A 20,111-nucleotide genomic window follows, 5' to 3' on the forward strand; every position below is an offset into this window, starting at 1 on the left:
GGTGGCCGGTGATCCACGTGGCGTGATCGGCGCTGCCCGTTGCGGCCTCGTTAACGCGCAGGTCATCCCCGATGTCAACGATCCAGTACGAGCGGGTAGTTCTGCCACGGCGAGCGCCCCGCGACCACTGCCGACGCGATCGCACTCGGGGAGACCGCGCCATGCCGCGCATACGCTCTGTCGCCGACACCGCTGCATCCGCCACCGCCGCCAGGGCCGCCTCCATCGCCTCGGCGCTCGACCGCCGCACCTTCCTCGCCGCGTCCGGAGCCGTCTCCCTGACGGCCGGGATCGGCTACGCACTCGGCCCCGGCACGAGCAGCGCCGCCGCGGGGCCCGCGGCGGCGCCTCCCGCGCCGGGACCGGTCCCGGCCGCCGTCTCCCGCCGGGCCCCCGCCGCCCCGCTCGCGCCCTACACGCGCGGCACCACCCTCGGATCCGTCGCCGCCGCCCCCGCCGGCGCGGGCTACCGGCGCCTCGGCGACGGCCCCGCCTGGCAGCGCGTCGTCCGCGGCGACCTCGCGTCCGCCAAGTCGGGGCGCGAGGGCCGGCGCACCGCGCTCGCCGCGTTCGTCCAGTTCACCGACCTGCACCTGGTCGACGTACAGCACCCGCTGCGCTACGAGTACCTGCGTTCCCAGACCGCCAGCGCCTGGCGTCCCCAGGAGTCCCTCTCGGTCGCCGGGGCGGTCTCCCTCGTGGAGCGGGTCAACGCGCTGCGCGGGGCGCCCGTCACCGCGTCGCCCCTGCACTTCGTGATGACGACCGGCGACAACACCGACAACAACGCCAAGTCGGAGCTGGACTGGTTCCTGAAGGCGATGAGCGGCGGGCGCATCACCCCGAACACCGGCGACCCGCGCCGTTACGAAGGCGTGCAGGACAGCGGTCTCAAGCTGTACTGGCACCCGGACACCGCCCTGCGCGACGCCGACAAGCAGCTCGGCTTCCCCCGCATCCACGGCTTCCTGGACGCCGCGATCGCTGAGCTGCGCAGCCCGGGGCTCAACCTGCCCTGGTACTCGACCGTCGGCAACCACGACGCGCTGCCCGGCGGCTGCTACGCGCCCGGCGACTCCTTCTTCGCCGACTTCGCGGTGGGCGGGCGGAAACTGATGGAGCTGCCGGACTCCGCGGGCAAGGCGATCTGGGACAACGTCAAGAAGGGCGGCGACCCCGAGGGACAGGCCTTCAAGGACCTCCTCAAGTCCCAGGCCCGCCACATGCGTTCGGTCACCCCGGACGAGTCCCGCGCCCCCTTCACCCCGGCCGAGTACCTCAAGGCCCACCTCGATCCCGCGCACACGGGCCCGGGCCCGCACGGCCACGGCTACACGCAGGCCAACGTCGACGCCGGCACCCAGTACTACGCCTTCCGCGTCGCGGACGACATCCTCGGCATCAGCCTCGACACGACGGACCCCGGCGGCCACTACGAGGGCTCCATCGGCACAGCCCAGCTCAACTGGCTGGAGCGCACACTCAAGGACAACGAGAAGAACGGGGACTCCCACGTCCTCGTCTTCAGCCACCACACCAGCAAGACCATGCGCAACCTCCGCCAGGACCCGCACCACCCCGGTGAGGCCCGGCACGGAGGCGACGAGCTCCTCGCGCTCCTCGGACGCCACAGCAATGTCCTGGCCTGGGTCAACGGCCACAGTCACAAGAACGACATCACCCCGCACGCGGGCCCCGAAGGCCGCTCCTTCTGGGAGATCTCGACCGCGTCCCACGTCGACTTCCCGCAGCTGGCCCGCGTCATCGAGATCACCGACAACCACGACGGCACGGTCTCCCTGTTCACCACGCTCATCGAGTCCGCGGCCCCGCACCGCACCGACTTCACCGACCTCACCCAGACCGGCCTCGCGGCCCTCTACCGCGAACTCTCCTTCAACGCCCCCGGATCCCGCGCCACCCTCTCCGGCACCCCCGGCGACCGCAACACGGAACTCGTCCTGCGCAAGGCCTGAGGCGCGGGGCCCGAGACGCGGATCCTGAGACGCGAGGCCTGAGAACGGCTTGATCCCGCTCAACCCGATCATGGCCCTCAACCCCTTCCCGTGCCCCCTGAGTCACCCAGGTCGACCGCAGCACACAGCTGTCGAACATCGGCGAAGGAGACACGGGATGTCAGTGCGTACCGGCCTGGTGGGTGTGGCCGCAGTCGTGTCGGTGACGGCGGGGGCGCTCGCGACCCCCGCGCTCGCCGACGCGCCGGCCAAGGACGGACACCGGGCGACGCAGCAGGCCATGGACGCCGCAGTCGCGGCGGGCGTGCCCGGGGTGACGGGGCAGGCGACGGACAAGTACGGCACCTGGAGGGGCACTTCGGGCCTCGGGGACCTGCGGACGAACACCCCGCGCGGCGACCGGGACCGCTATCGCGTCGGCAGCATCACCAAGACGTTCGTCGCGACCGTCCTCCTCCAGCTGGAGGCCGAGGGCAGGCTGAGCCTGGACGACAGGGTCGACCACTGGCTGCCCGGCGTCGTCACCGGACACGGCCACGACGGCCGGAAGATCACCGTCCGCCAGCTCCTCAACCACACCAGCGGGATCTACGACTACACGGCGGACAAGGACTTCCAGCAGACCGTCTTCGGTCGCGACGGCTTCCTGAAGCACCGCTACGACACCTGGGCCCCCGGCAGGCTCGTGTCGGTCGCCATGGCCCACAAGCCCGACTTCGCGCCCGGCACGTCCTGGAACTACTCCAACACCAACTACGTGCTGGCCGGCATGGTCGTGAAGAAGGTCACCGGGCACTCCTACGCCGACGAGATCCGCCACCGCATCATCGAGCCCCTCCACCTACGCGCCACCAGCCTGCCCGGCACCGCCGTCACCGTGCCGCGCCCGGCGGGCCGCGCCTACACCAAGTTCCCCGACGACCCGGACAAGAAGACGTACGACGTCACCGAGCTCAACCCGACCATCGCCTCGTCGGCCGGCGAGATGGTCTCCGACTCGGCGGACCTGAACCGCTTCTACTCGGCGCTCCTGCGCGGCCGGCTGCTGCCCGCCGCACAGCTCGCCGAGATGAAGAAGACCGTCCCCGTCTCGAAGGACGAGCCGGGTCTCGGTTACGGTCTCGCCCTCATGCGGCAGAAGCTCAGCTGCGGCAAGGAGCTCTGGGGCCACAGCGGCGGCATCCACGGTTCCAACACGGACTCCGTGACCACGCCCGACGGCCGCCACACCCTCTCGTTCAACTTCAACGGCGACTGGACGGGTGACAGTCAGGCGGTCATCGAGGCCGAGTTCTGCCCGAAGCAGCCCGAAGGGACGCGTAGGTGAGTGACCGGGGGCCGGCGGTGCTCAGTGGGGGAGGACCATCACGTACGCCGCCGGTTCCCGGTCCAGGGACGCCATCAGGGCGGTCCGCACGACCGTCGCCTGCTGTTCGAGGGACTCGCGCAGCTTGCGCGGCGTGATGTGGACGACGGTGATCCCCAGGCGCTCCAGGTGCTCGCGCTTGCGGGCGTACTCGGACCACTCCAGGCTGTCGCTCTCCTCCTGGAGCTCCGGACGCAGCCCGTGCCGGGGTGTCCGCGTGTCCAGCTCCACGGCGACGGCCTGGTCGGGCCAGTACGCGTCGACGCCGCCGAGGTGCGGCCCGCCGGGCAGGCGCAGATCCACGTTCCACAGCGGGTCGGGCAGACCGTACTCGCGCACCATCTCGTACAGCCGGTCCTCGGCGATGGCGCGCCCCTCGGCGAGCAGCGAGTCCACGGCGTCGATGACGTGCGGGCGGGTGAGAAGCCTGGCCTGGTTCAACTCCCGCACCACGGCGGCGGGTTCGCAGTGGCCGCCGCGGACGGCCTCGGTGAGCAGGCGCCGCACCGCGGCCGCGTCGTCGAGCTGGGCGACGGCGTCCGCGAGGGCGCGCGGCACCGGCGCCACCGGCACCCCCGCGATCCGCTGCGGCGCGGGCATGCCGTGACTGCGCACGAGCCGGGCGAGACCCGTCGAGCGCAGCCGCCGTGTGCGCGGCACCATGACGTCGATCCGGTCGAGGGAGAGCAGCGGCGGAACGGACACGAAACGGTGCAGGGCCAGTGCGGCGAGACCGGTGACCATCGCGTTGGCGTACGGGACCTGGGGCGCGGCCTGAGGGGGGTGCGGCTCGTCGGGGGTGGTCTGCGTGGGCACGGCGACAGCGGTACGGGTGTGGGGGCGGCCCGCGTACAGGAGGACGGCGTGCAGTCGCTCGTCGGTGGTGGGCAGGCCGGGGTGGAGCAGGTACACGCCGGGCAGCAGCTGCTGCCACGGGCCGCCCGGCCGGCACTGCTCGTTCAGGGCCGCGGAGTTGACCCCGTGCGCCTTGAGCTGGGCGGCGCTCAGGACGCGCTGCCGGCAGTCGTCGAGGTGCTGGAGGGGGCGGGGGGACAGCGGGGTGTTGTGGTTCATGGCATGGCCATTCCCGGCGCCGGCCGGGCCCCTAACCGCTGTTACACGCTCGTCGACAAAAAGGGACAAGCCTGCCCTAAAGTACGGGCGTTCGACTGCCGAGAAGGGCAGGCCGGGCGAGGGGTTACGGCCGGAAGTACCCGCATTCGGTAACTCCCGGCCGTAGAAGCCCTGTTGTGCCTTCCGGGTTACATCCCGGCCGCCGCGTCGCACGCCTGCGCGCGCAGGGCGCGGGCCAGGTCGTCACGCGCCTCGAGGACGAGACGGCGCAGCGCGGGCGCCGAGTCCTCGTGCGCCGCCAGCCACGCGTCGGTCGCGTCGAGCGTGCCCTGCGAGTCCTGGAGCGAGGGGAACAGGCCCTTCACCACGTCCATGCCGATCTGGATGGACCGCTCCTGCCAGACACGCTCGATCGCCGCGAAGTACCGCTCCGCGTACGGCGCGGTCAGCTCGCGCTGCGCCGGCTGCTGGAAGCCGGCGATCGTCGCCTCGACCAGCGCGTTCGACAGCGCGTCCGACTCGACGACCTGTGCCCAGGCCTGCGCCTTCACCGCTGCGGACGGGCGCGCCGCCAGACAGCGCACCTGGTGCCGCTTGCCGGACGCGGTGTCGTCACGCGCCAGCTCCGCGTTGATCACCGACTCGTCTGCCTCGCCCGTGGAGGCGAGCGCGTTCACGAACGACCAGCGCAGCTCCTGGTCGACATCGAGCCCGTCGATCTTCGCGGTGCCTTCGAGCAGGCCGCGCAGCAGCCCGAGGTCGTCCTCGGCGGAGGCGACGGAGGCGAAGAACCGCGCCCACGTCAGCTGGTTCTGGCTGGCCGGCTCGGCGAACCGCAGCTCACGCAGCGCGCCCTCGGCGAGCTGCCTGCTGCCCTCCGCGCGCCACTCGGGCGACGCGTAGTGCGTGACCGCCGAGTTCGCCCAGGTGTGCAGCATCTGCAGGACGCCGATGTCGCTCTCGCGCCCGGCGAACCGCAGCACGAGGCCGATGAAGTCGCGCGCGGGCATGAGCCCGTCCCGCGTCAGGCTCCACAGAGCCGACCAGCACAGGGCGCGCGCCAGCGGGTCCGTGATGTCGCCGAGGTGCTCGCGGAGGGTGGCCAGCGAGTTCTCGTCGAAGCGGATCTTGCAGTACGTGAGGTCGTCGTCGTTGACGAGGACCAGCTCGGGCGCCTCGGCGCCGGCCAGCTCGTCCACCACGGTTCGCGGCCCGTCCACGTCGATCTCGGCGCGCGCGTACCGCGCGAGCGCCCCGCCCGCGCCGTCGCGCCGGTAGAGGCCCACGGCGACGCGGTGCGGCCGCAGCGTGGGGTGGGAATCGGCGGCCTCCTGGACGACGGCCAGCTCGGTGATGCGCCCGTCGGCGCTCGACGTCAGCTGCGGGGTGAGGGAGTTGACGCCCGCCGTCTGGAGCCACGCCCGCGACCACGTGGCCATGTCGCGCCCGCTGGTCTCCTCCAGGACGGACAGCAGATCGCCCAGCTGCGTGTTGCCGTACGCGTTCCGCTTGAAGTAGCGCCGGGCCCCTTCGAGGAACGCCTCGCGCCCCGCGTAGGCGACGAGCTGCTTCAGGACGCTCGCGCCCTTCGCGTACGTGATCCCGTCGAAGTTGAGCTTGGCGTCCTCCAGGTCGCGGATGTCGGCCGTGACCGGGTGCGTGGAGGGCAGCTGGTCGGCGCGGTACGCCCACGCCTTGCGGTTGTTGGCGAAGGTGATCCAGCCGTTGGTGAAGCGCGTCGCCTCGACCATCGAGAACGTCCCCATGAAGTCCGCGAAGGACTCCTTGAGCCACAGGTCGTCCCACCACTGCATGGTCACGAGGTCGCCGAACCACATGTGCGCCATCTCGTGCAGGATGACGTTCGCGCGCCGCTCGTACGACGCCTGCGTCACCTTGCCGCGGAAGATGAACTCCTCGCGGAACGTGACACAGCCCGGGTTCTCCATCGCGCCGAGGTTGTACTCCGGCACGAACGCCTGGTCGTACTTCCCGAAGGGGTACGGGTAGTCGAAGTGGTCGTGGAAGAAGTCGAGCCCCTGCTTCGTCACCAGGAACACGTCGTCGGCGTCGAAGTGCTTCGCGAGCCCCTTGCGGCACATCGCGCCGAGCGGGATCTCCAGCTTCGTGCCGTCCTCGAAGACGCGCTCGTAGGAGTCCGTCACATAGTGGTACGGGCCGGCGACGATCGCCGTGATGTACGTCGAGATCGGCTTCGTCTCGGCGAACTTCCATACGCCGTCGACGAGTTCACCCACCCCGTTCGACCAGACCGTCCAGCCGTCGGGCGCCTGCACGCCGAAGCGGTAGGGCGCCTTGAGGTCGGGCTGCTCGAAGTTGGCGTAGACACGCCGCGAGTCGGCGGGCTCGTACTGCGTGTAGAGATAGACCTCGCCGTCCTCGGGGTCGACGAAGCGGTGCATGCCCTCGCCGGTGCGGCTGTAGGCGCACTGGGCGTCGACCACCAGCTCGTTCTCCGCGGCCAGGCCGTCGAGCGCGATCCGCGTCCCGTCGAAGACGGCCGCCGTGTCGAGGTCCTCGCCGTTCAGCGTCACCGCGTTCACCGACGGAGCGATCAGGTCCACGAAGGTGGCGGCGCCGGGCTCGGTGGCCCGGAACCGGATCGTGGTCACCGAGCGGAACGTCCGGGGCCCCTCGCCCTCGGTCTCGCCGACCGCGGACCGCAGATCGAGCTGGACCTCGTACCCGTCGACGGACAGCAGGCCCGCCCGCTCGCGGGCCTCGTCGCGGGAAAGATTCTCTCCGGGCACGGGCGGCACTCCCTTGTGACTCGACTGGCTGCACTTGTGGTGCGAACAGGACCGATCCTGCCATGTGCCCCTGACCGCGGACAGCCGGGAATGGGACGCCGGTGCGGGACGTTGGCGAGGAGAGTCAACGCCACGGAATACATGAGGAGAACCATGTCCGAGAAGACCCCCGTCGACTTCTGGTTCGACCCCCTGTGCCCCTGGGCCTGGATGACCTCACGGTGGGTCCTCGAAGTGGAGAAGGTCCGCGACATCAAGGTCAGCTGGCATCTGATGAGCCTCGCCGTCCTGAACGAGGACAGGCTCGACGACCTGCCCGACGAGTACCGCGAGCTTCTGGAGACGAAGGCCTGGGGCCCGGTCCGCGTCGTCATCGCCGCGCAGGAGGAGCACGGCGCCGAGGTGCTCGGAGACCTCTACACCGCGCTCGGCAAGCGTATCCACAACGGCGGCGAGGGCCCCACGAAGGAAGCGGTCGCCGCCGCCCTCGACGAGGTCGGCCTGCCCGCCTCCCTCCTCGACCACTGGGACGGCACGAAGTACGAGGCCGAGCTGCGCGCCTCCCACAAGGAGGGCATCGACAAGGTCGGCCAGGACGTCGGCACGCCCGTCATAGCCGTACCCGGCGCGGACGGCGAGCAGATCGCGTTCTTCGGCCCCGTCGTCACCCCGGCCCCCAAGGGCGAGGAGGCCGCGAAGCTCTGGGACGGCACGCTCCTGGTCGCCTCGGTCCCCGGCTTCTACGAGATCAAGCGCACGCGGACGCAGGGGCCGGTCTTCGACTAGGCGAACGTCTCGGGGAGGGTGCGGCCGTCCCAGTGCCGGAAGTGGTGCTGCACGCGCCGGCACGAGCCGTTGGCGCAGCGCCGGTAGTTGTTCGCCTCGCCCTTCTTGGCCCAGGTGGTGACGTACTTGAGCTCCTCGGGCTTGAGCCGGCGGAAGAGCTGAAGCGCGTCGTCGCAGTTGCGGCAGCGCTTGGAGGGGTCCGTCATGGACCCACGGTGGCCCGGAAGCCCGTAAACCGGAAGACCCCCGCGAGTCATGTCCTCGCGGGGGTCTTCCGTCTTTCCGCCCGCCGTCGCGATGGTTGAGAAGACGATCACGAGGCGGGACGCCTCAGGGGCTCAGGGGGCGACCAGCAGGTTGAACGCCCGGTCCTTCGCGGCCGCGTACCGCTTGGCGACGTCCTGCCAGTTGACGACGCGCCACATGGCCTCGATGAAGTCGACCTTCTGGTTCTTGTACTGGAGGTAGAACGCGTGCTCCCACGCGTCGAAGACCAGGATCGGGACCGAGCCCTGGCCGACGTTGCCCTGGTGGTCGTAGATCTGCTCGACGACGAGGCGCCCGCTCACCGGCTCGTACGCGAGGACACCCCAGCCGGAGCCCTGCGTCGTCGCGGCGGCCTTGGTCAGCTGGGCCTTGAACCCGGCGAAGGAGCCGAAGGAGGCGGTGACGGCGTCCGCGAGGTCGCCCACGCCGTCCGCGGCCAGCGGTTCGCCGCCGCCGTCGCCGGACATGTTGTGCCAGTAGATGCTGTGCAGGATGTGGCCCGAGAGGTGGAACGCGAGGTTCTTCTCCAGGCCGTTGATGGCGCCCCACGACTCCTTGTCGCGGGCCTCCTCCAACTGCTCCAGGGTGTCGTTCGCCCCCTTCACGTACGCCGCGTGGTGCTTGTCGTGGTGGAGCTCGATGATCTGCGGGTTGATGACCGGTTCGAGCGCCGCGTAGTCGTACGGAAGTTCAGGAAGCGTGTAAATGGCCATGACCGAGCCCTCCGGCTGCGTACTGCAGAGCTTATTGCAAGTAATGTGCAAATGCAGGCTAGCAGCAGGAGTGTGTGGCGCAACGCGAAGGACCCCCGGGCCACTTGGCCCGGGGGTCCTTCGGTGAGCGGGGGAGAGCTACGCGTCGGCCGTCGCCCGCGACTGAGCCGCCTTCTGGCGTACGTAGCCGACGATCGCGAGCACGACGGTCAGGCCGCCCGTGTAGTACAGCTGCACGCGCGTGTCGTGCTCACGGGCCATCAGGACGAAGACCGCGACCATCGCGATGAGGGCCAGGACCGTGAGGTACGGGTACGCCCACATCTTCACGACGAGCTTCTCCGGGGCCTCGCGCTCCAGCTTGCGGCGCAGGACCAGCTGCGAGACGGCGATGAAGAACCAGACGACGAGGATGATCGCGCCGATGGTGTTGAGCAGCCAGGCGAAGACGTCGTCCGGGCGCCAGTAGCTCAGCAGGACGCAGACGAAGCCGAAGACGGCGGAGACCAGGACCGCGACGCGCGGCACACCGCCGGTGACCTTGCCGATCACCTTCGGGCCCATGCCACGGGCGACGAGCGAGCTCGCCATGCGGGAGGCCCCGTAGATGTTGGCGTTCATGGCCGACAGCAGGGCGATGAGGACGACCACGTTCATGATCTGGCCGGCACCGGGGATGCCCAGGTGGTCGAGCGTGGCGACGTACGGGCCCTTGGTCGGGATCTCCTTCGCCGTCCACGGCAGCAGGACCACGACGACGGCCATCGAGCCGACGTAGAAGAGCGCGATGCGCCACATCGCCGTACGGACCGCCTTCGCGACACCCTGCACCGGGTGCTCGGACTCCGCCGCGGCGATGGTGACGGTCTCCAGACCGCCGTACGCGAAGACCGAGGCGAGCAGGCCGACGATCAGCCCCTCCGTGCCGTTGGGCATGAAGCCGCCGTGGCCCGTCAGGTTGTCCATACCGGGCGCGGAGACGTCGGGCAGGACACCGAGGATCGCCAGCACGCCGATGACGAGGAAGAGCACGATCGCGCCGACCTTGAGCGTCGCGAACCAGAACTCGAACTCGCCGAAGTTCTTCACGGCCGCGAGGTTCGTGCCGGTGAACAGCAGCATGAACAGCGCGACCAGCGCCCACTCGGGCACGCCGGGCAGCCACCCGTGCACGATGCCCGCCGCGCCGATGCCCTCCAGGCCCACGGCCACACAGAGCAGGAACCAGAACGACCAGCCTGCCGTGAACCCGGCCCACGGGCCGATGCCCCGCTCCGCGTGCACGGAGAACGAGCCGGAGGCGGGGTACGCGGCGGCCATCTCGCCGAGCATGCGCATCACGAGCATCACGAGTGCGCCCGAGATCGCGTAGGCGAGGATGATCGACGGTCCGGCGGCCGCGATGGCGGTTCCGGAGCCCACGAAGAGGCCGGCACCGATCACACCGCCGAGCGCGATCATGGAGAGATGGCGCTGCTTGAGACCGCGCGACAGCGGCGGCTCGGCCGGCGACTGATCGATCGGCTGCGCGTCGACCGGCGACTGCGCGGACGTCCGAGACATGGATGTGCCCTGTTCATTAGCTGAGACGGGGAAAGGCCCACAGTCTGAGCAGCGGCACCGCCTACAGGGAACAGCTGACCGGTATACGGACACGACGCTCACACATCGTGAAGGTTCAGGCACGCCGCGCGCGCAGTTCCCGCACCCCCGCGACGGCCACGACGAGCACGGTCGCGCCGGTCGACCACAACAGCTGCGGACGGGCCGCGTCGTCGGTCAGCATCAGCCCGATGACGGCCGCCATCGCGGCGAGCGTCACCCACGTCAGCCAGGGGAAGCCCCACATCCGCAGCATGAGCCGCTCGGGCGCCTCCCGTTCCACGAGCCGCCGCAGCCGCAGCTGCGACGCCGCGATCAGCGCCCACACGAACAGCAGCACCGCGCCGACCGAGTTGAGCATGTAGAGGAAGACGGACTCCGGCCACTCCAGATTGAGCAGCACCGAGACGAAGCCGAACGCGACCGACGCGAGCACCGCCCGGCGCGGCACGCCCCCGCCGCTCACCTTCAGCAGCGCGCGGGGCGCCTCACCGCGCTCGGCCAGCGAGAACACCATGCGCGACGAGCCGTAGAGGTTCGCGTTGAGCGCCGAGAGGAGCGCCACGAACACCACGATGTTCATGATCTGGCCCGCGGACGGCACCCCGATCGAGTCGAGGACCGTGACGTACGGGCTGATGCCCGCCTTCTGTGCCGTCCACGGCAAAACCGTCACGATGACCAGCATCGAGCCGATGTAGAAGAAGAGGATGCGGAAGACCGCGCTGCGCACCGCCCGCGAGACCGCGCGCACCGGGTCGTCGGACTCGGCGGCCGCGATCGTCACGACCTCCAGGCCGCCGAACGCGAACACGACGGCGAGCACACCGGAGATGACGCCCTGCCAGCCGTGCGGCAGGAAGCCGCCCTGCCCGGTGAGGTTGGTGAAGCCGACCGGGTCCCCAAAGGAATCAGACGCAGCCGGCAGCAGCCCGAAGACCGCGAGCGTGCCGAGGATCAGGAACGCGACGATCGCGAACACCTTCAGAGCGGCGAACCAGAACTCGAACTCGCCGAAGTTCTTCACGGCCGCCAGGTTCGCCCCGGTGAAGACCAGCATGAACACCAGCACCCACGCCCACTGAGGCACGCCCGGCGCCCAGCCGTTCGCGATCTGCGCCGCGCCCGTCGCCTCCACGGCGAGGACGACGACGAGCAGGAACCAGTAGAGCCAGCCGACGCTGAACCCGGCCCAGCGGCCGAGCGCCCGCTCCGCGTGCACGGAGAACGAACCCGACGCCGGCATCGCGGCGGACATCTCGCCCAGCATCCGCATCACGCACATCGCGAGCGTGCCCGCGATCAGATACGAGACGACGATGCCGGGCCCCGCGACCGCGATACCGGCGCCCGAGCCGACGAACAGCCCCGCCCCGATGACACCACCGAGGCCCAGCATCGTCAGATGCCGCTGCTTGAGTCCGCCTCCGAGCGGTTCGGGTTCGGACGGGAGGTGGTCGTGCATGGGAGGTTCAGACTGCTTTCGGGGCTCGCGTGGGTTTGGCAGGAACCTACAGTCTCCCCGGCGGCCGACCCCGGGCGCAAAACGGGCCGATTCGGCTCTGGCCTCAGTGACGAGCATCACGCCAAGTCGCGCATGAGTAACGCCCTTTGTGAAGAGCCCACCAACACGCGCCGTCACCCTTTGTCGAGCAGTGACCGTGATCGGGGATCGGCCCCTGGGATAGCGTCACGGTGTCCCAACCTGCCCTCACCCCCGCGGAGTCCCGATGAGTACGGCTGCCGTCTCCACCCGCCCCGGCAAGGTCCTGGCCGACCTGCTGCCCGCCTCGCGCACCCGCGACATCGCGCTCGTGCTCGGCGGCGCGGCCCTCACCGGCATCGCGGCCCAGATCGCCGTGCCCGTGCCGGGCTCCCCGGTCCCGGTCACCGGGCAGACCTTCGCCGCGCTCCTCGTCGGCACCGCGCTCGGCGCCCGCCGCGGCTTCCTCTCGCTCGCCGTGTACGCGCTCGTCGGCATGGCCGGCATGCCGTGGTTCGCGCAGGGCACCTCCGGTGCGGGCGGCGCCTCCTTCGGCTACGTCGTCGGCATGCTGCTCGCCTCCACCGTGGTGGGTGCGCTCGCCCGCCGCGGCGGCGACCGTTCGGTCCTGCGCACCGCGGGCACCATGGTCCTCGGCTCCGCGATCATCTACGCGGTCGGCGTGCCCTACCTCGCCGCCGCCACCGGCATGACCCTCACGCAGGCGGTCGCCGCGGGCCTCACCCCGTTCCTCATCGGCGACGCCGTGAAGGCGGCCCTGGCGATGGGCGTGCTGCCCACCGCCTGGAAGTTCGCCGACAAGTAGTTCTCGCCACGGGCGCTCAGCGCACGTTGTAGTTCCTCCGGAAGAGGTTCGCCGGGTCGTACGCGGCCTTCACATCGGCGAGCCTCTTCCGCGTCTGTGCGTCGTACAGCCCCTCCGTGCGGTCGCCGCCGCCGAACGCGAAGTTCAGGGACCGGCCCATCCGCTGCTCCTCGACCCGCTTGAACGCGAGGGCGTGATGAGCGCGGACGGCCTCGCGGTCCGTCCCGTCCAGCGGCGACAGGATCCGCACCAGCCACTGTGCCTCCCGGTACGGCACGCAGTTCTCGGCGGGCCTCGACAGGGCCCCGCCCAGGTGGTTGACCTGCACGACGTGCATGGAGGAGGCGTCCGGCCCGCACAGCGCGAGGAGTTCGGACACGCCCTCCACGGCCGGCTCCCGCAGCACCGCGCTGTCCCCGTAGTAGGCGTGCGGGAAGTCCGGGTCGCTGTGGATGGTGTGGCTCTCGGTGTACGGCATCTCGCGCAGGCTGTCCGACAGAGCCGGTCCGAGCGCAGCCCGCAGGGGCGCCACGAGCCGCTCGCCCTCGTCCGCGCTCCCGGTGAAGGCGACCCGCACGGAGATCACGTACCGGCCGCGCAGGTGCGGCGGGAGCGCGGGGATGTCCGGGTACACGAGGGCGGAGAGGGACGACGTCAGCGCGTCCGGCACGGTCCGCGCCCAGTCCGTGTACGCCCGCAGCACGGCCCCCGCGTCGGCCTTCGCGCCGTCGAAGGCGAGCGAGCCCCCGTACAGCCGGGCGACCGGCACCAGAGCGATCTCCAGACCCGTGACGACGCCCAGATTCGCGCCGCCGCCGAGCAGGCCGCGGAAGAGCTCCGGCTCGGCGTCGGCGGAGACCGTACGCAGGTGTGCGTCCGCCGTGACGACGTCGAGCGACCGGACGTGATCGGCCGCGTAACCGAACTCCCGCGCCAGGATGCCGAGTCCGCCGCCCAGCGTGTACGAGACCGCGCCCACGCCCGGCGCCGAGCCGTTCAGCGGGGCGAGGCCGTGGGGAGCGGCCGCCTCGACGACCTGCCGCCAGCGCGTCCCCGCAAAGACCCGCGCCGTGCGCGCCGCCGCGTCCACCACGACCCCGTCCATGCGCCGCGTGGAGATCAGCACCCCGCCCTCGGAGTCCTCGGGCAGCCCGTGCCCGGTGGCCTGCACGCCGACGGGCAGGCCGGCACCGGCCGCGTACGCGACAGCGGCCTCGACGTCACCGGCGGAGGTTGCCGCGAAGATGACGTCGGGCCGCTGGGCGAAACCGGTCTGGAAGCCGGCCAGTTCCTCGTCGTACCCGGCGTCGCCGGGCCGCAGGACGAGCTGCTGTGTACGGATGTCGTCGGAATTCATGCGGCAGACTCTGCCCGCATTACCTGACACCCGCCGTCAGCTTTTGTACCGAGACCTTTCCGGGAATACCCGGACGGGTCAGGCGGAGACCTTCTTCCGCTTCTGCACCTGCTCGCGCACCAGCGCGATAGCGACCACCACGGCCGCCACGAGCAGCGACAGGACGACCTGCTCGCGGCCCGCGTCGTCGGTGAGCATGTAGACGAGCACGAACGAGATCATCGCGATCGTGACCCATGTCAGATACGGGAAGAGCCACATCTTCACGACGAGCTTCTCGGGCTGCTCGCGCAGGATGATGCCGCGCATCTTCAGCTGTGTGAAGCAGATGACGAGCCAGACGAAGAGGGCGACGGCGCCGGAGGAGTTCAGCAGGAAGTTGAAGACGGTGTCCGGCCACTGGTAGTTGAACCAGACGGCGACGAAGCCGAAGACGACCGACCCGAGGATTGCGGCCTGCGGCACACCGCGCTTGCTCGTCCTGGCGAACGCCTTGGGCGCGTCACCGCGCTGACCGAGCGAGAACGCCATGCGGGAGGCGGTGTAGAGCCCGGAGTTCAGACACGACAGCACGGCCGTCAGCACGATGACGTTCATGACCTGACCGGCGTGGGGGATGCCGATCGAGTTCAGGGCCGCGACGTACGAGCCGTCCTTGGTGATCGACTTGTCGTTCCACGGCAGCAGCGTCAGGACGATGAAGATCGAACCGAGGTAGAAGACGCCGATGCGCCAGATCACGCTGTTCGTGGCCTTGGTGACGGCACGCTGCGGGTCCTCGGACTCGCCGGCGGCCAGCGTGACGATCTCGCTGCCCATGAAGGAGAAGACGACCATGAGGACGCCGGTGAGGATCGACCCGGCGCCGTTGGGCATGAACCCGCCCGCGTCCGTCAGGTGTGCGAATCCGGCACCCGGATTGTCCGAGCCCGGCAGCACGCCGAACACGGCGAGCAGACCGATGATCACGAACCCGCCGATCGCGACGACCTTGATGCCCGCGAACCAGAACTCGAATTCGCCGTAGGAGGAGACCGAGGCCAGGTTCGTGGCGGTCAGGACCACCATCACGATCAGGGCCCAGCCCCACTGCGGCACGGCCGGCACCCAGCCGTTGAGGATCACGGCACCGGCGGTGGCCTCGACCGCGAGGACGACGACCCAGAAGAACCAGTACAGCCAGCCGATGGAGAAGCCCGCCCAGCGGCCGAGCGCACGGTCGGCGTAGGCGGAGAAGGAGCCGGACGACGGCCGTGCGGCAGCCATCTCGCCCAGCATCCGCATCACCAGGACGACCATCGTGCCGACGAGGGCGTACGAGATGAGGATGGCGGGTCCGGCCTTGGCGATGCCCGAACCGGAGCCGACGAAGAGGCCGGCACCGATCACACCGCCAATGGCGATCATCGACAGGTGCCGGTTCTTGAGTCCGGCCTTCAGCCCGTCGGGACCGTTGTTACCGGTCTGGCCGTCGTCAGGCTGTGAATCTCCAGGATTGTGGGGCGCCTGGTCGGCCTTCGCAAGGGAGGGTTGCGAGGTCATGGACGAATCCTTAAGTCTCGGGTCACGAGCCCACGCATTCAAACCCAGGGACGTACCGGACGGAAGACCTGACTCCGTATCGTGATTTTCGCCTCCGAGACGTTTGCGCGTAAACGAACGGCGACAACGACCCGACCGCGCCGTGCCCGGGTGGGACGTGCCACACTCGGACCCATGCGCGTGTACCTCGGCTCGGATCATGCCGGCTACGAACTCAAGAACCACCTCGTCGAATGGCTCAAGGCCCACGGCCACGAGCCCGTCGACTGCGGGCCCCACATCTATGACGCCCAGGACGACTACCCTCCGTTCTGCCTCCGCGCCGCGGAGCGCACGGCGGCGGACCCGGACGCCCTCGGCATCGTGATCGGCGGCTCCGGCAACGGCGAGCAGATCGCCGCGAACAAGGTGAAGGGCGTCCGTGCGGCCCTCGCCTGGAGCGAGCAGACCGCCGCGCTGGGCCGTGAGCACAACGACGCGAACGTGGTCTCCATCGGCGGCCGCATGCACACGCAGGAAGAGGCGACGAAGTTCGTCGAGATCTTCCTCTCCACCCCGTACTCGGGCGAGGAGCGTCACACGCGCCGCATCGAGATGCTGTCGCGCTACGAGGAGACGGGCGACCTCCCCCCGATCCCGGCCCACCACCCGCAGGACTGACTCAGCCCCTCGATCCAGCCCCTCCGGCGTTCGAGGAGCGGGGTCTGGGGCGGAGCCCCAGGACTTTCGGGAAGGGGTGGGCCGGGGGAGAGAATCCCCCGGCCCGCCCCCACCAACCCCAGGAGACAGAGACCCGTGCCAGAGGGCCACACCATCCACCGCCTGGCCCAGGACCACCTGGAGCGCTTCGCCGGCCGGCCGGTGAGCGTCCGCAGCCCGCAGGGCAAGTTCTCCGACAGCTCCGCCCTCCTGGACGGCCTGGTCCTCGACGGGGTGGACGCCCACGGCAAGCACCTCTTCCTGGGCTTCGCGGAAACCGGCTGGATCCACATCCACCTGGGCCTCTTCGGCAAGTACGCCCTTGGAACGACTCCCGCCCCGCCGCCCACGGACACGGTCCGCCTGCGGCTGCTGAGCGACACGCACTACTCCGACCTGCGCGGCCCCACGACCTGCGCCCTGATCACGGGCGCCGAGAAGCAGGCGATACACGACCGTCTCGGCCCCGACCCGCTCAGGAACGGCGACGACCCGGACCGCGCCTGGCGCCGTATCTCCCGCAGCCGCACCACCGTCGCCGCGCTGCTCATGGACCAGAAGATCATCGGGGGCGTCGGCAACGTCTACCGCGCCGAGGTCCTCTTCCGGCACGGCATCGACCCGTACACCCCGGGCAAGGACCTCACGTCCGACGAGTGGACGGCGATCTGGACGGACCTGGTGGCGCTGATGCGCGAGGGCGTCCGGCACAACCGCATCGACACCGTCCGCCCGGAGCACACCCCCGAGGCGATGGGCCGCCCGCCGCGCGTCGACGACCACGGCGGCGAGGTGTACGTCTACCGGCGGGCCACGATGCCCTGCCATCTGTGCGGCACGGAGATCCGCACGGCGTCCCTCGCGGCCCGCAACCTCTTCTGGTGCCCGAGGTGCCAGCCGCCCCGCTGACCCGCACCCGACACCCGCCGCGTCAGAACCCGTGCGGCAGCCAGGGCGCCACGGTCGACCCGAACGCGAGCGCCGCCTCGTCGACCGCGCCGGGACGCAGTTCCGGCACCCGGCCGGCCGCCGCCAGCGCCGAGAGCGACGTGTCACCGAGGTAGACCGTGGCCAACTCCCGTACGGACAGGGCGAGATCGGCGTCGTCGTCGGTGCGCTTGCAGGACGCCCCCTTCGCGTCCCCGGTCAGCCGCCACCGCCCCGCGTTCCACGGACAGAACTCGTCCGTCACGTCCAGGACGACGTCGACCGGCGCCTGATATGTGCGGGCCTCCAGCGCGGCCCCGAGGTCCACGAGCCGTACGTGCATCGAGTCCCGCAGCCGCACCTGGCACCGCCGGATGTCACTGACGAGGGAGAACAGCGGGTCGTCGACCGGCCGGTTGCGTGCCTGGACGGTCGACGTCAGGTCGATGTCCAGGAGGAAGCGCCACAGCGCCGCGTACGCCGCCGGGTCGAGCGCGTCGATGTGCCGCAGCGTGATCCGGCCCTTGGGACCGGCCGCGTCCCACTCGGGCTTGTTGTGGAACCGGACGTAGCCGACCGTCTCGCCGTCCCGCTCGGCCAGCACGCACTGCATCGGCGACGCGCCCTCGCGCTCCGACGGAGGGTCGAGCAGCGGCAGCCGCTCCCAGCCGGGCCTGCGGGCGAGCATGCCGGGCCGGGTGCCGATCGTCCGCACGTACACGGCCTCGCACGCGGCGGCCGCCTCGGCGACGTCGGCGAACCGCAGCCGAACGTCGTCCGTGCCCGCCGGGGCGTTGATCCGCACCCGCGTCGAGTCGATCTCCACGCTCGCCTGCCGCGTCGCGATCCCGTACCCGAAGCGGCCGTAGATCGCGGGCTCGGACGCGGTGAGCACGGCGAGCGGCTCGCCCCAGGACCGTACGTCGTCGAGCTGGCGCCGCATCATCGACGTCAGGACCCCGCGCCGCCGGTCGGTCGCCGCGACGGACACCATCGTGACGCCCGCCGCCGGGACCTGGGCCCCGCCCGGCACCGTCACCCGGAACGTGAACGCCCCCGCCGTCCCCACGCACCGGTCGCCGTCCCACACGCCGATGGACCGGTCGAACTCGGTGAGGTCGTCCCACAGCGCGCGTTCCTCGGGCGCTTCGGGAACTCCTCCGAAGGCCAGCTCCAGCTTCGCGTACCACTCGTGCCAGTTCTCCCGGCGCAGCACCCGTACGTCCATCGTCATGAGCCATCCCTACCAGGACACCGTGGACGAAGCGAGAGATTTTCCCCGCCCCGGGAAGGCGCCGGAGCTGCCTGGAAGACGGACAAGTGGGACCTCCCGTGCGAAGCAGCTGGCCCGATGGATAAGGTCCACGAGCAATGGCAGGACGACGCGCGCAAGCCGAGACGTTTCCGGCCCGGATGAAGATGAGACTGCACCGGGCTCGCATCGGCATGCGCAGATCGGGTGTCGACTACTTCCGCGGCGACGGTTCCGACTGGGTCGCGATGGTGGGCCTGCTCCTCATGGTCCCGGTCATCGCCTGCGGCACCCTCCTCAACTCGGTCTGGTGCTCCCCGACGGCGCTCGTCCTGCCCATCGTGGCGGGCGGACTGCTGCTGCGCCCGGCCAGCCTCCTCGGCCTGTACGCGGCGGCCGCCGCGGCGCTCATCGTGGAGTCGGTCAGACTCGGCCCGTACTCGGAGGGCGCCGCCCGGGTCACCCCCGGCACCGTCCTGGTCGTGGCCGCCTGCGGTTTCTTCGGCCTGCTCATAGCCCAGTTCCGCAGCCGGGTCGGCGTGCCGTGGCGGCGCGGCGGCACGATGCTGTTCGACCTGCGTGAACGCATCCGCGTACAGAGCAAGTTGCCGCAGCTGCCCAAGAGCTGGCACCGCGAGATGGCGCTGCGCCCCGCCGGAGGCCAGTCCTTCTCCGGCGACTTCGTCGTCGCGGCCCGCACGAACGGCGGCCGCACGCTGGAGGTGGTCCTCACCGACGTGTCGGGCAAGGGCATGGACGCGGGATCGAGGGCGCTGCTCCTGTCCGGAGCCTTCGGCGGACTCCTCGGCTCCCTGCCGCCGCACGCCTTCCTGCCGGCCGCCAACGGCTATCTGCTCCGCCAGGACTGGGACGAGGGCTTCGCCACGTCCATCCACCTCGTCCTCGACCTGGAGTCGGGCGACTACGAACTCTTCTCGGCGGGGCACCCGCCGGGCCTCCAGCTCAGCGCGGGCAGCGGACGCTGGGAGGAGAAGGCCGCTGAGGGCCCGCTCCTCGGCGTCTACGACGGCGCGCAGTTCGACTCCACCAAGGGCTCCCTGCGCCCCGGCGACGTCCTGATGCTCTTCACGGACGGCCTGGTGGAGACGTCCGACCGCGACATCACCGAGGGCATCGACCGCCTCACCGGGGAAGCGGACCGCTATGTGTCGGGCGGGTTCCACGGCGCGGCCTGGCACCTGATCGAGGCGGTGGCCAAGGACGTCAACGACGACCGCGCGCTGCTGCTGATCTGCAGGGACACGTGACGGCTCCGCCGGGGTGCGGATCCCTGGCCGGGTGCGGCGTACGTCGTCGCCGGTCGCGCGGCTCCCCGCGCCCCTGAAGGCATGCGGCTTCGCCGCAGCCTCGTCAAGCACCTCTGAGACGGGCGCACGAAGTGCGCATCTCAGGGGCGCGGGGAACTGCGCGACCAGCCACAGAAGACGCGCACCCGGCAACGAGAGCTCG

Annotated in this window: 16 protein-coding genes; 7 read left to right on the forward strand and 9 right to left on the reverse strand. The window is 70.5% G+C overall.

Going from position 1 to position 20,111, the window contains the following annotated elements:
• Positions 1-161: 161 nt before the first annotated feature.
• Positions 162-1,976 carry a TIGR03767 family metallophosphoesterase gene (locus OHO83_RS29165; protein WP_266670552.1) on the forward strand — a complete coding sequence of 605 codons (1,815 nt, stop codon included), beginning with the start codon at positions 162-164 and terminating at the stop codon, positions 1,974-1,976.
• A gap of 157 nt (positions 1,977-2,133) precedes the next feature.
• Positions 2,134-3,303: a serine hydrolase domain-containing protein gene (locus OHO83_RS29170; protein ID WP_266670550.1), complete on the forward strand. Its 1,170-nt coding sequence runs from the start codon at positions 2,134-2,136 to the stop codon at positions 3,301-3,303.
• 21 nt (positions 3,304-3,324) lie between these two features.
• On the opposite strand, the gene OHO83_RS29175 is transcribed toward OHO83_RS29170, so the two are convergent.
• Together OHO83_RS29175 and pepN are read right to left on the reverse strand one after the other, a co-directional pair.
• Positions 3,325-4,416: a hypothetical protein gene (locus tag OHO83_RS29175; protein WP_330279957.1), complete on the reverse strand. Its 1,092-nt coding sequence runs from the start codon at positions 4,414-4,416 to the stop codon at positions 3,325-3,327.
• A 188-nt stretch (positions 4,417-4,604) separates the two neighbouring features.
• Positions 4,605-7,187: an aminopeptidase N gene (gene pepN / locus OHO83_RS29180; protein WP_330279958.1), complete on the reverse strand. Its 2,583-nt coding sequence runs from the start codon at positions 7,185-7,187 to the stop codon at positions 4,605-4,607.
• A gap of 153 nt (positions 7,188-7,340) precedes the next feature.
• Here pepN and OHO83_RS29185 point away from each other — a divergent pair, with 153 nt between their 5' ends.
• Positions 7,341-7,973 carry a mycothiol-dependent nitroreductase Rv2466c family protein gene (locus OHO83_RS29185; RefSeq protein ID WP_330279959.1) on the forward strand — a complete coding sequence of 211 codons (633 nt, stop codon included), beginning with the start codon at positions 7,341-7,343 and terminating at the stop codon, positions 7,971-7,973.
• On the opposite strand, the gene OHO83_RS29190 is transcribed toward OHO83_RS29185, so the two are convergent.
• The 4 genes from OHO83_RS29190 to OHO83_RS29205 form a co-directional block, all read right to left on the reverse strand.
• Complete coding sequence (locus OHO83_RS29190; RefSeq protein ID WP_266670542.1) at positions 7,970-8,179, reverse strand: hypothetical protein; 210 nt, start codon at positions 8,177-8,179, stop codon at positions 7,970-7,972. The genes OHO83_RS29185 and OHO83_RS29190 overlap by 4 nt on opposite strands.
• A 132-nt stretch (positions 8,180-8,311) precedes the next feature.
• Positions 8,312-8,953 (reverse strand): superoxide dismutase, encoded by a 642-nt coding sequence (locus tag OHO83_RS29195; protein WP_266670540.1) that lies wholly within the window; start codon positions 8,951-8,953, stop codon positions 8,312-8,314.
• A gap of 138 nt (positions 8,954-9,091) precedes the next feature.
• Positions 9,092-10,516: an amino acid permease gene (locus OHO83_RS29200; RefSeq protein ID WP_330279960.1), complete on the reverse strand. Its 1,425-nt coding sequence runs from the start codon at positions 10,514-10,516 to the stop codon at positions 9,092-9,094.
• Between the two features lie 115 nt (positions 10,517-10,631).
• Positions 10,632-12,020 (reverse strand): amino acid permease, encoded by a 1,389-nt coding sequence (locus OHO83_RS29205; protein ID WP_330279961.1) that lies wholly within the window; start codon positions 12,018-12,020, stop codon positions 10,632-10,634.
• 265 nt (positions 12,021-12,285) lie between these two features.
• On the opposite strand from OHO83_RS29205, the gene OHO83_RS29210 reads away from it, so the two are divergent.
• On the forward strand, positions 12,286-12,864 hold the full coding sequence (locus OHO83_RS29210; protein WP_266670534.1) for a biotin transporter BioY: 579 nt from the start codon (positions 12,286-12,288) through the stop codon (positions 12,862-12,864).
• Between the two features lie 16 nt (positions 12,865-12,880).
• Here OHO83_RS29210 and OHO83_RS29215 read toward each other — a convergent pair whose 3' ends face one another.
• Both OHO83_RS29215 and OHO83_RS29220 read right to left on the reverse strand, forming a co-directional pair.
• A complete protein-coding gene (locus OHO83_RS29215; RefSeq protein WP_330279962.1) occupies positions 12,881-14,221 on the reverse strand; it encodes an FAD-binding oxidoreductase in 1,341 nt (446 codons plus the stop codon).
• Positions 14,222-14,299: 78 nt separating this feature from the next.
• Entirely contained in the window at positions 14,300-15,763 is a 1,464-nt protein-coding gene (locus tag OHO83_RS29220; RefSeq protein ID WP_266670530.1) for an amino acid permease, read from the reverse strand.
• Between the two features lie 174 nt (positions 15,764-15,937).
• On the opposite strand from OHO83_RS29220, the gene OHO83_RS29225 reads away from it, so the two are divergent.
• Entirely contained in the window at positions 15,938-16,423 is a 486-nt protein-coding gene (locus tag OHO83_RS29225; protein WP_266670528.1) for a ribose-5-phosphate isomerase, read from the forward strand.
• Between the two features lie 135 nt (positions 16,424-16,558).
• Complete coding sequence (locus OHO83_RS29230) at positions 16,559-17,371, forward strand: Fpg/Nei family DNA glycosylase (RefSeq protein WP_330279963.1); 813 nt, start codon at positions 16,559-16,561, stop codon at positions 17,369-17,371.
• Between the two features lie 22 nt (positions 17,372-17,393).
• Here the strand turns inward: OHO83_RS29230 and OHO83_RS29235 are convergent, their stop codons facing one another.
• On the reverse strand, positions 17,394-18,623 hold the full coding sequence (locus tag OHO83_RS29235) for a GNAT family N-acetyltransferase (protein ID WP_330279964.1): 1,230 nt from the start codon (positions 18,621-18,623) through the stop codon (positions 17,394-17,396).
• Between the two features lie 137 nt (positions 18,624-18,760).
• Between OHO83_RS29235 and OHO83_RS29240 the strand changes: the two genes are divergently transcribed.
• Positions 18,761-19,909 (forward strand): PP2C family protein-serine/threonine phosphatase, encoded by a 1,149-nt coding sequence (locus tag OHO83_RS29240; protein ID WP_266670522.1) that lies wholly within the window; start codon positions 18,761-18,763, stop codon positions 19,907-19,909.
• Positions 19,910-20,111 lie beyond the last annotated feature (202 nt).

The sequence above is a fragment of the Streptomyces sp. NBC_00569 genome (assembly GCF_036345255.1).
Taxonomy (GTDB): domain Bacteria; phylum Actinomycetota; class Actinomycetes; order Streptomycetales; family Streptomycetaceae; genus Streptomyces.

Excerpts from the sequence above, each read along its gene's own strand:
- OHO83_RS29165 (WP_266670552.1), top strand. The coding sequence starts at position 162 with ATGCCGCGCATACGCTCTGTCGCCGACACCGCTGCATCCGCCACCGCC.
- OHO83_RS29205 (WP_330279961.1), bottom strand. The coding sequence starts at position 12,020 with ATGCACGACCACCTCCCGTCCGAACCCGAACCGCTCGGAGGCGGACTC.
- OHO83_RS29200 (WP_330279960.1), bottom strand. The coding sequence starts at position 10,516 with ATGTCTCGGACGTCCGCGCAGTCGCCGGTCGACGCGCAGCCGATCGAT.
- OHO83_RS29195 (WP_266670540.1), bottom strand. The coding sequence starts at position 8,953 with ATGGCCATTTACACGCTTCCTGAACTTCCGTACGACTACGCGGCGCTC.
- OHO83_RS29240 (WP_266670522.1), top strand. The coding sequence starts at position 18,761 with ATGGCAGGACGACGCGCGCAAGCCGAGACGTTTCCGGCCCGGATGAAG.
- OHO83_RS29215 (WP_330279962.1), bottom strand. The coding sequence starts at position 14,221 with ATGAATTCCGACGACATCCGTACACAGCAGCTCGTCCTGCGGCCCGGC.
- OHO83_RS29170 (WP_266670550.1), top strand. The coding sequence starts at position 2,134 with ATGTCAGTGCGTACCGGCCTGGTGGGTGTGGCCGCAGTCGTGTCGGTG.
- OHO83_RS29185 (WP_330279959.1), top strand. The coding sequence starts at position 7,341 with ATGTCCGAGAAGACCCCCGTCGACTTCTGGTTCGACCCCCTGTGCCCC.
- OHO83_RS29190 (WP_266670542.1), bottom strand. The coding sequence starts at position 8,179 with ATGACGGACCCCTCCAAGCGCTGCCGCAACTGCGACGACGCGCTTCAG.
- OHO83_RS29235 (WP_330279964.1), bottom strand. The coding sequence starts at position 18,623 with ATGACGATGGACGTACGGGTGCTGCGCCGGGAGAACTGGCACGAGTGG.
- OHO83_RS29225 (WP_266670528.1), top strand. The coding sequence starts at position 15,938 with ATGCGCGTGTACCTCGGCTCGGATCATGCCGGCTACGAACTCAAGAAC.
- OHO83_RS29175 (WP_330279957.1), bottom strand. The coding sequence starts at position 4,416 with ATGAACCACAACACCCCGCTGTCCCCCCGCCCCCTCCAGCACCTCGAC.
- OHO83_RS29220 (WP_266670530.1), bottom strand. The coding sequence starts at position 15,763 with ATGACCTCGCAACCCTCCCTTGCGAAGGCCGACCAGGCGCCCCACAAT.
- OHO83_RS29210 (WP_266670534.1), top strand. The coding sequence starts at position 12,286 with ATGAGTACGGCTGCCGTCTCCACCCGCCCCGGCAAGGTCCTGGCCGAC.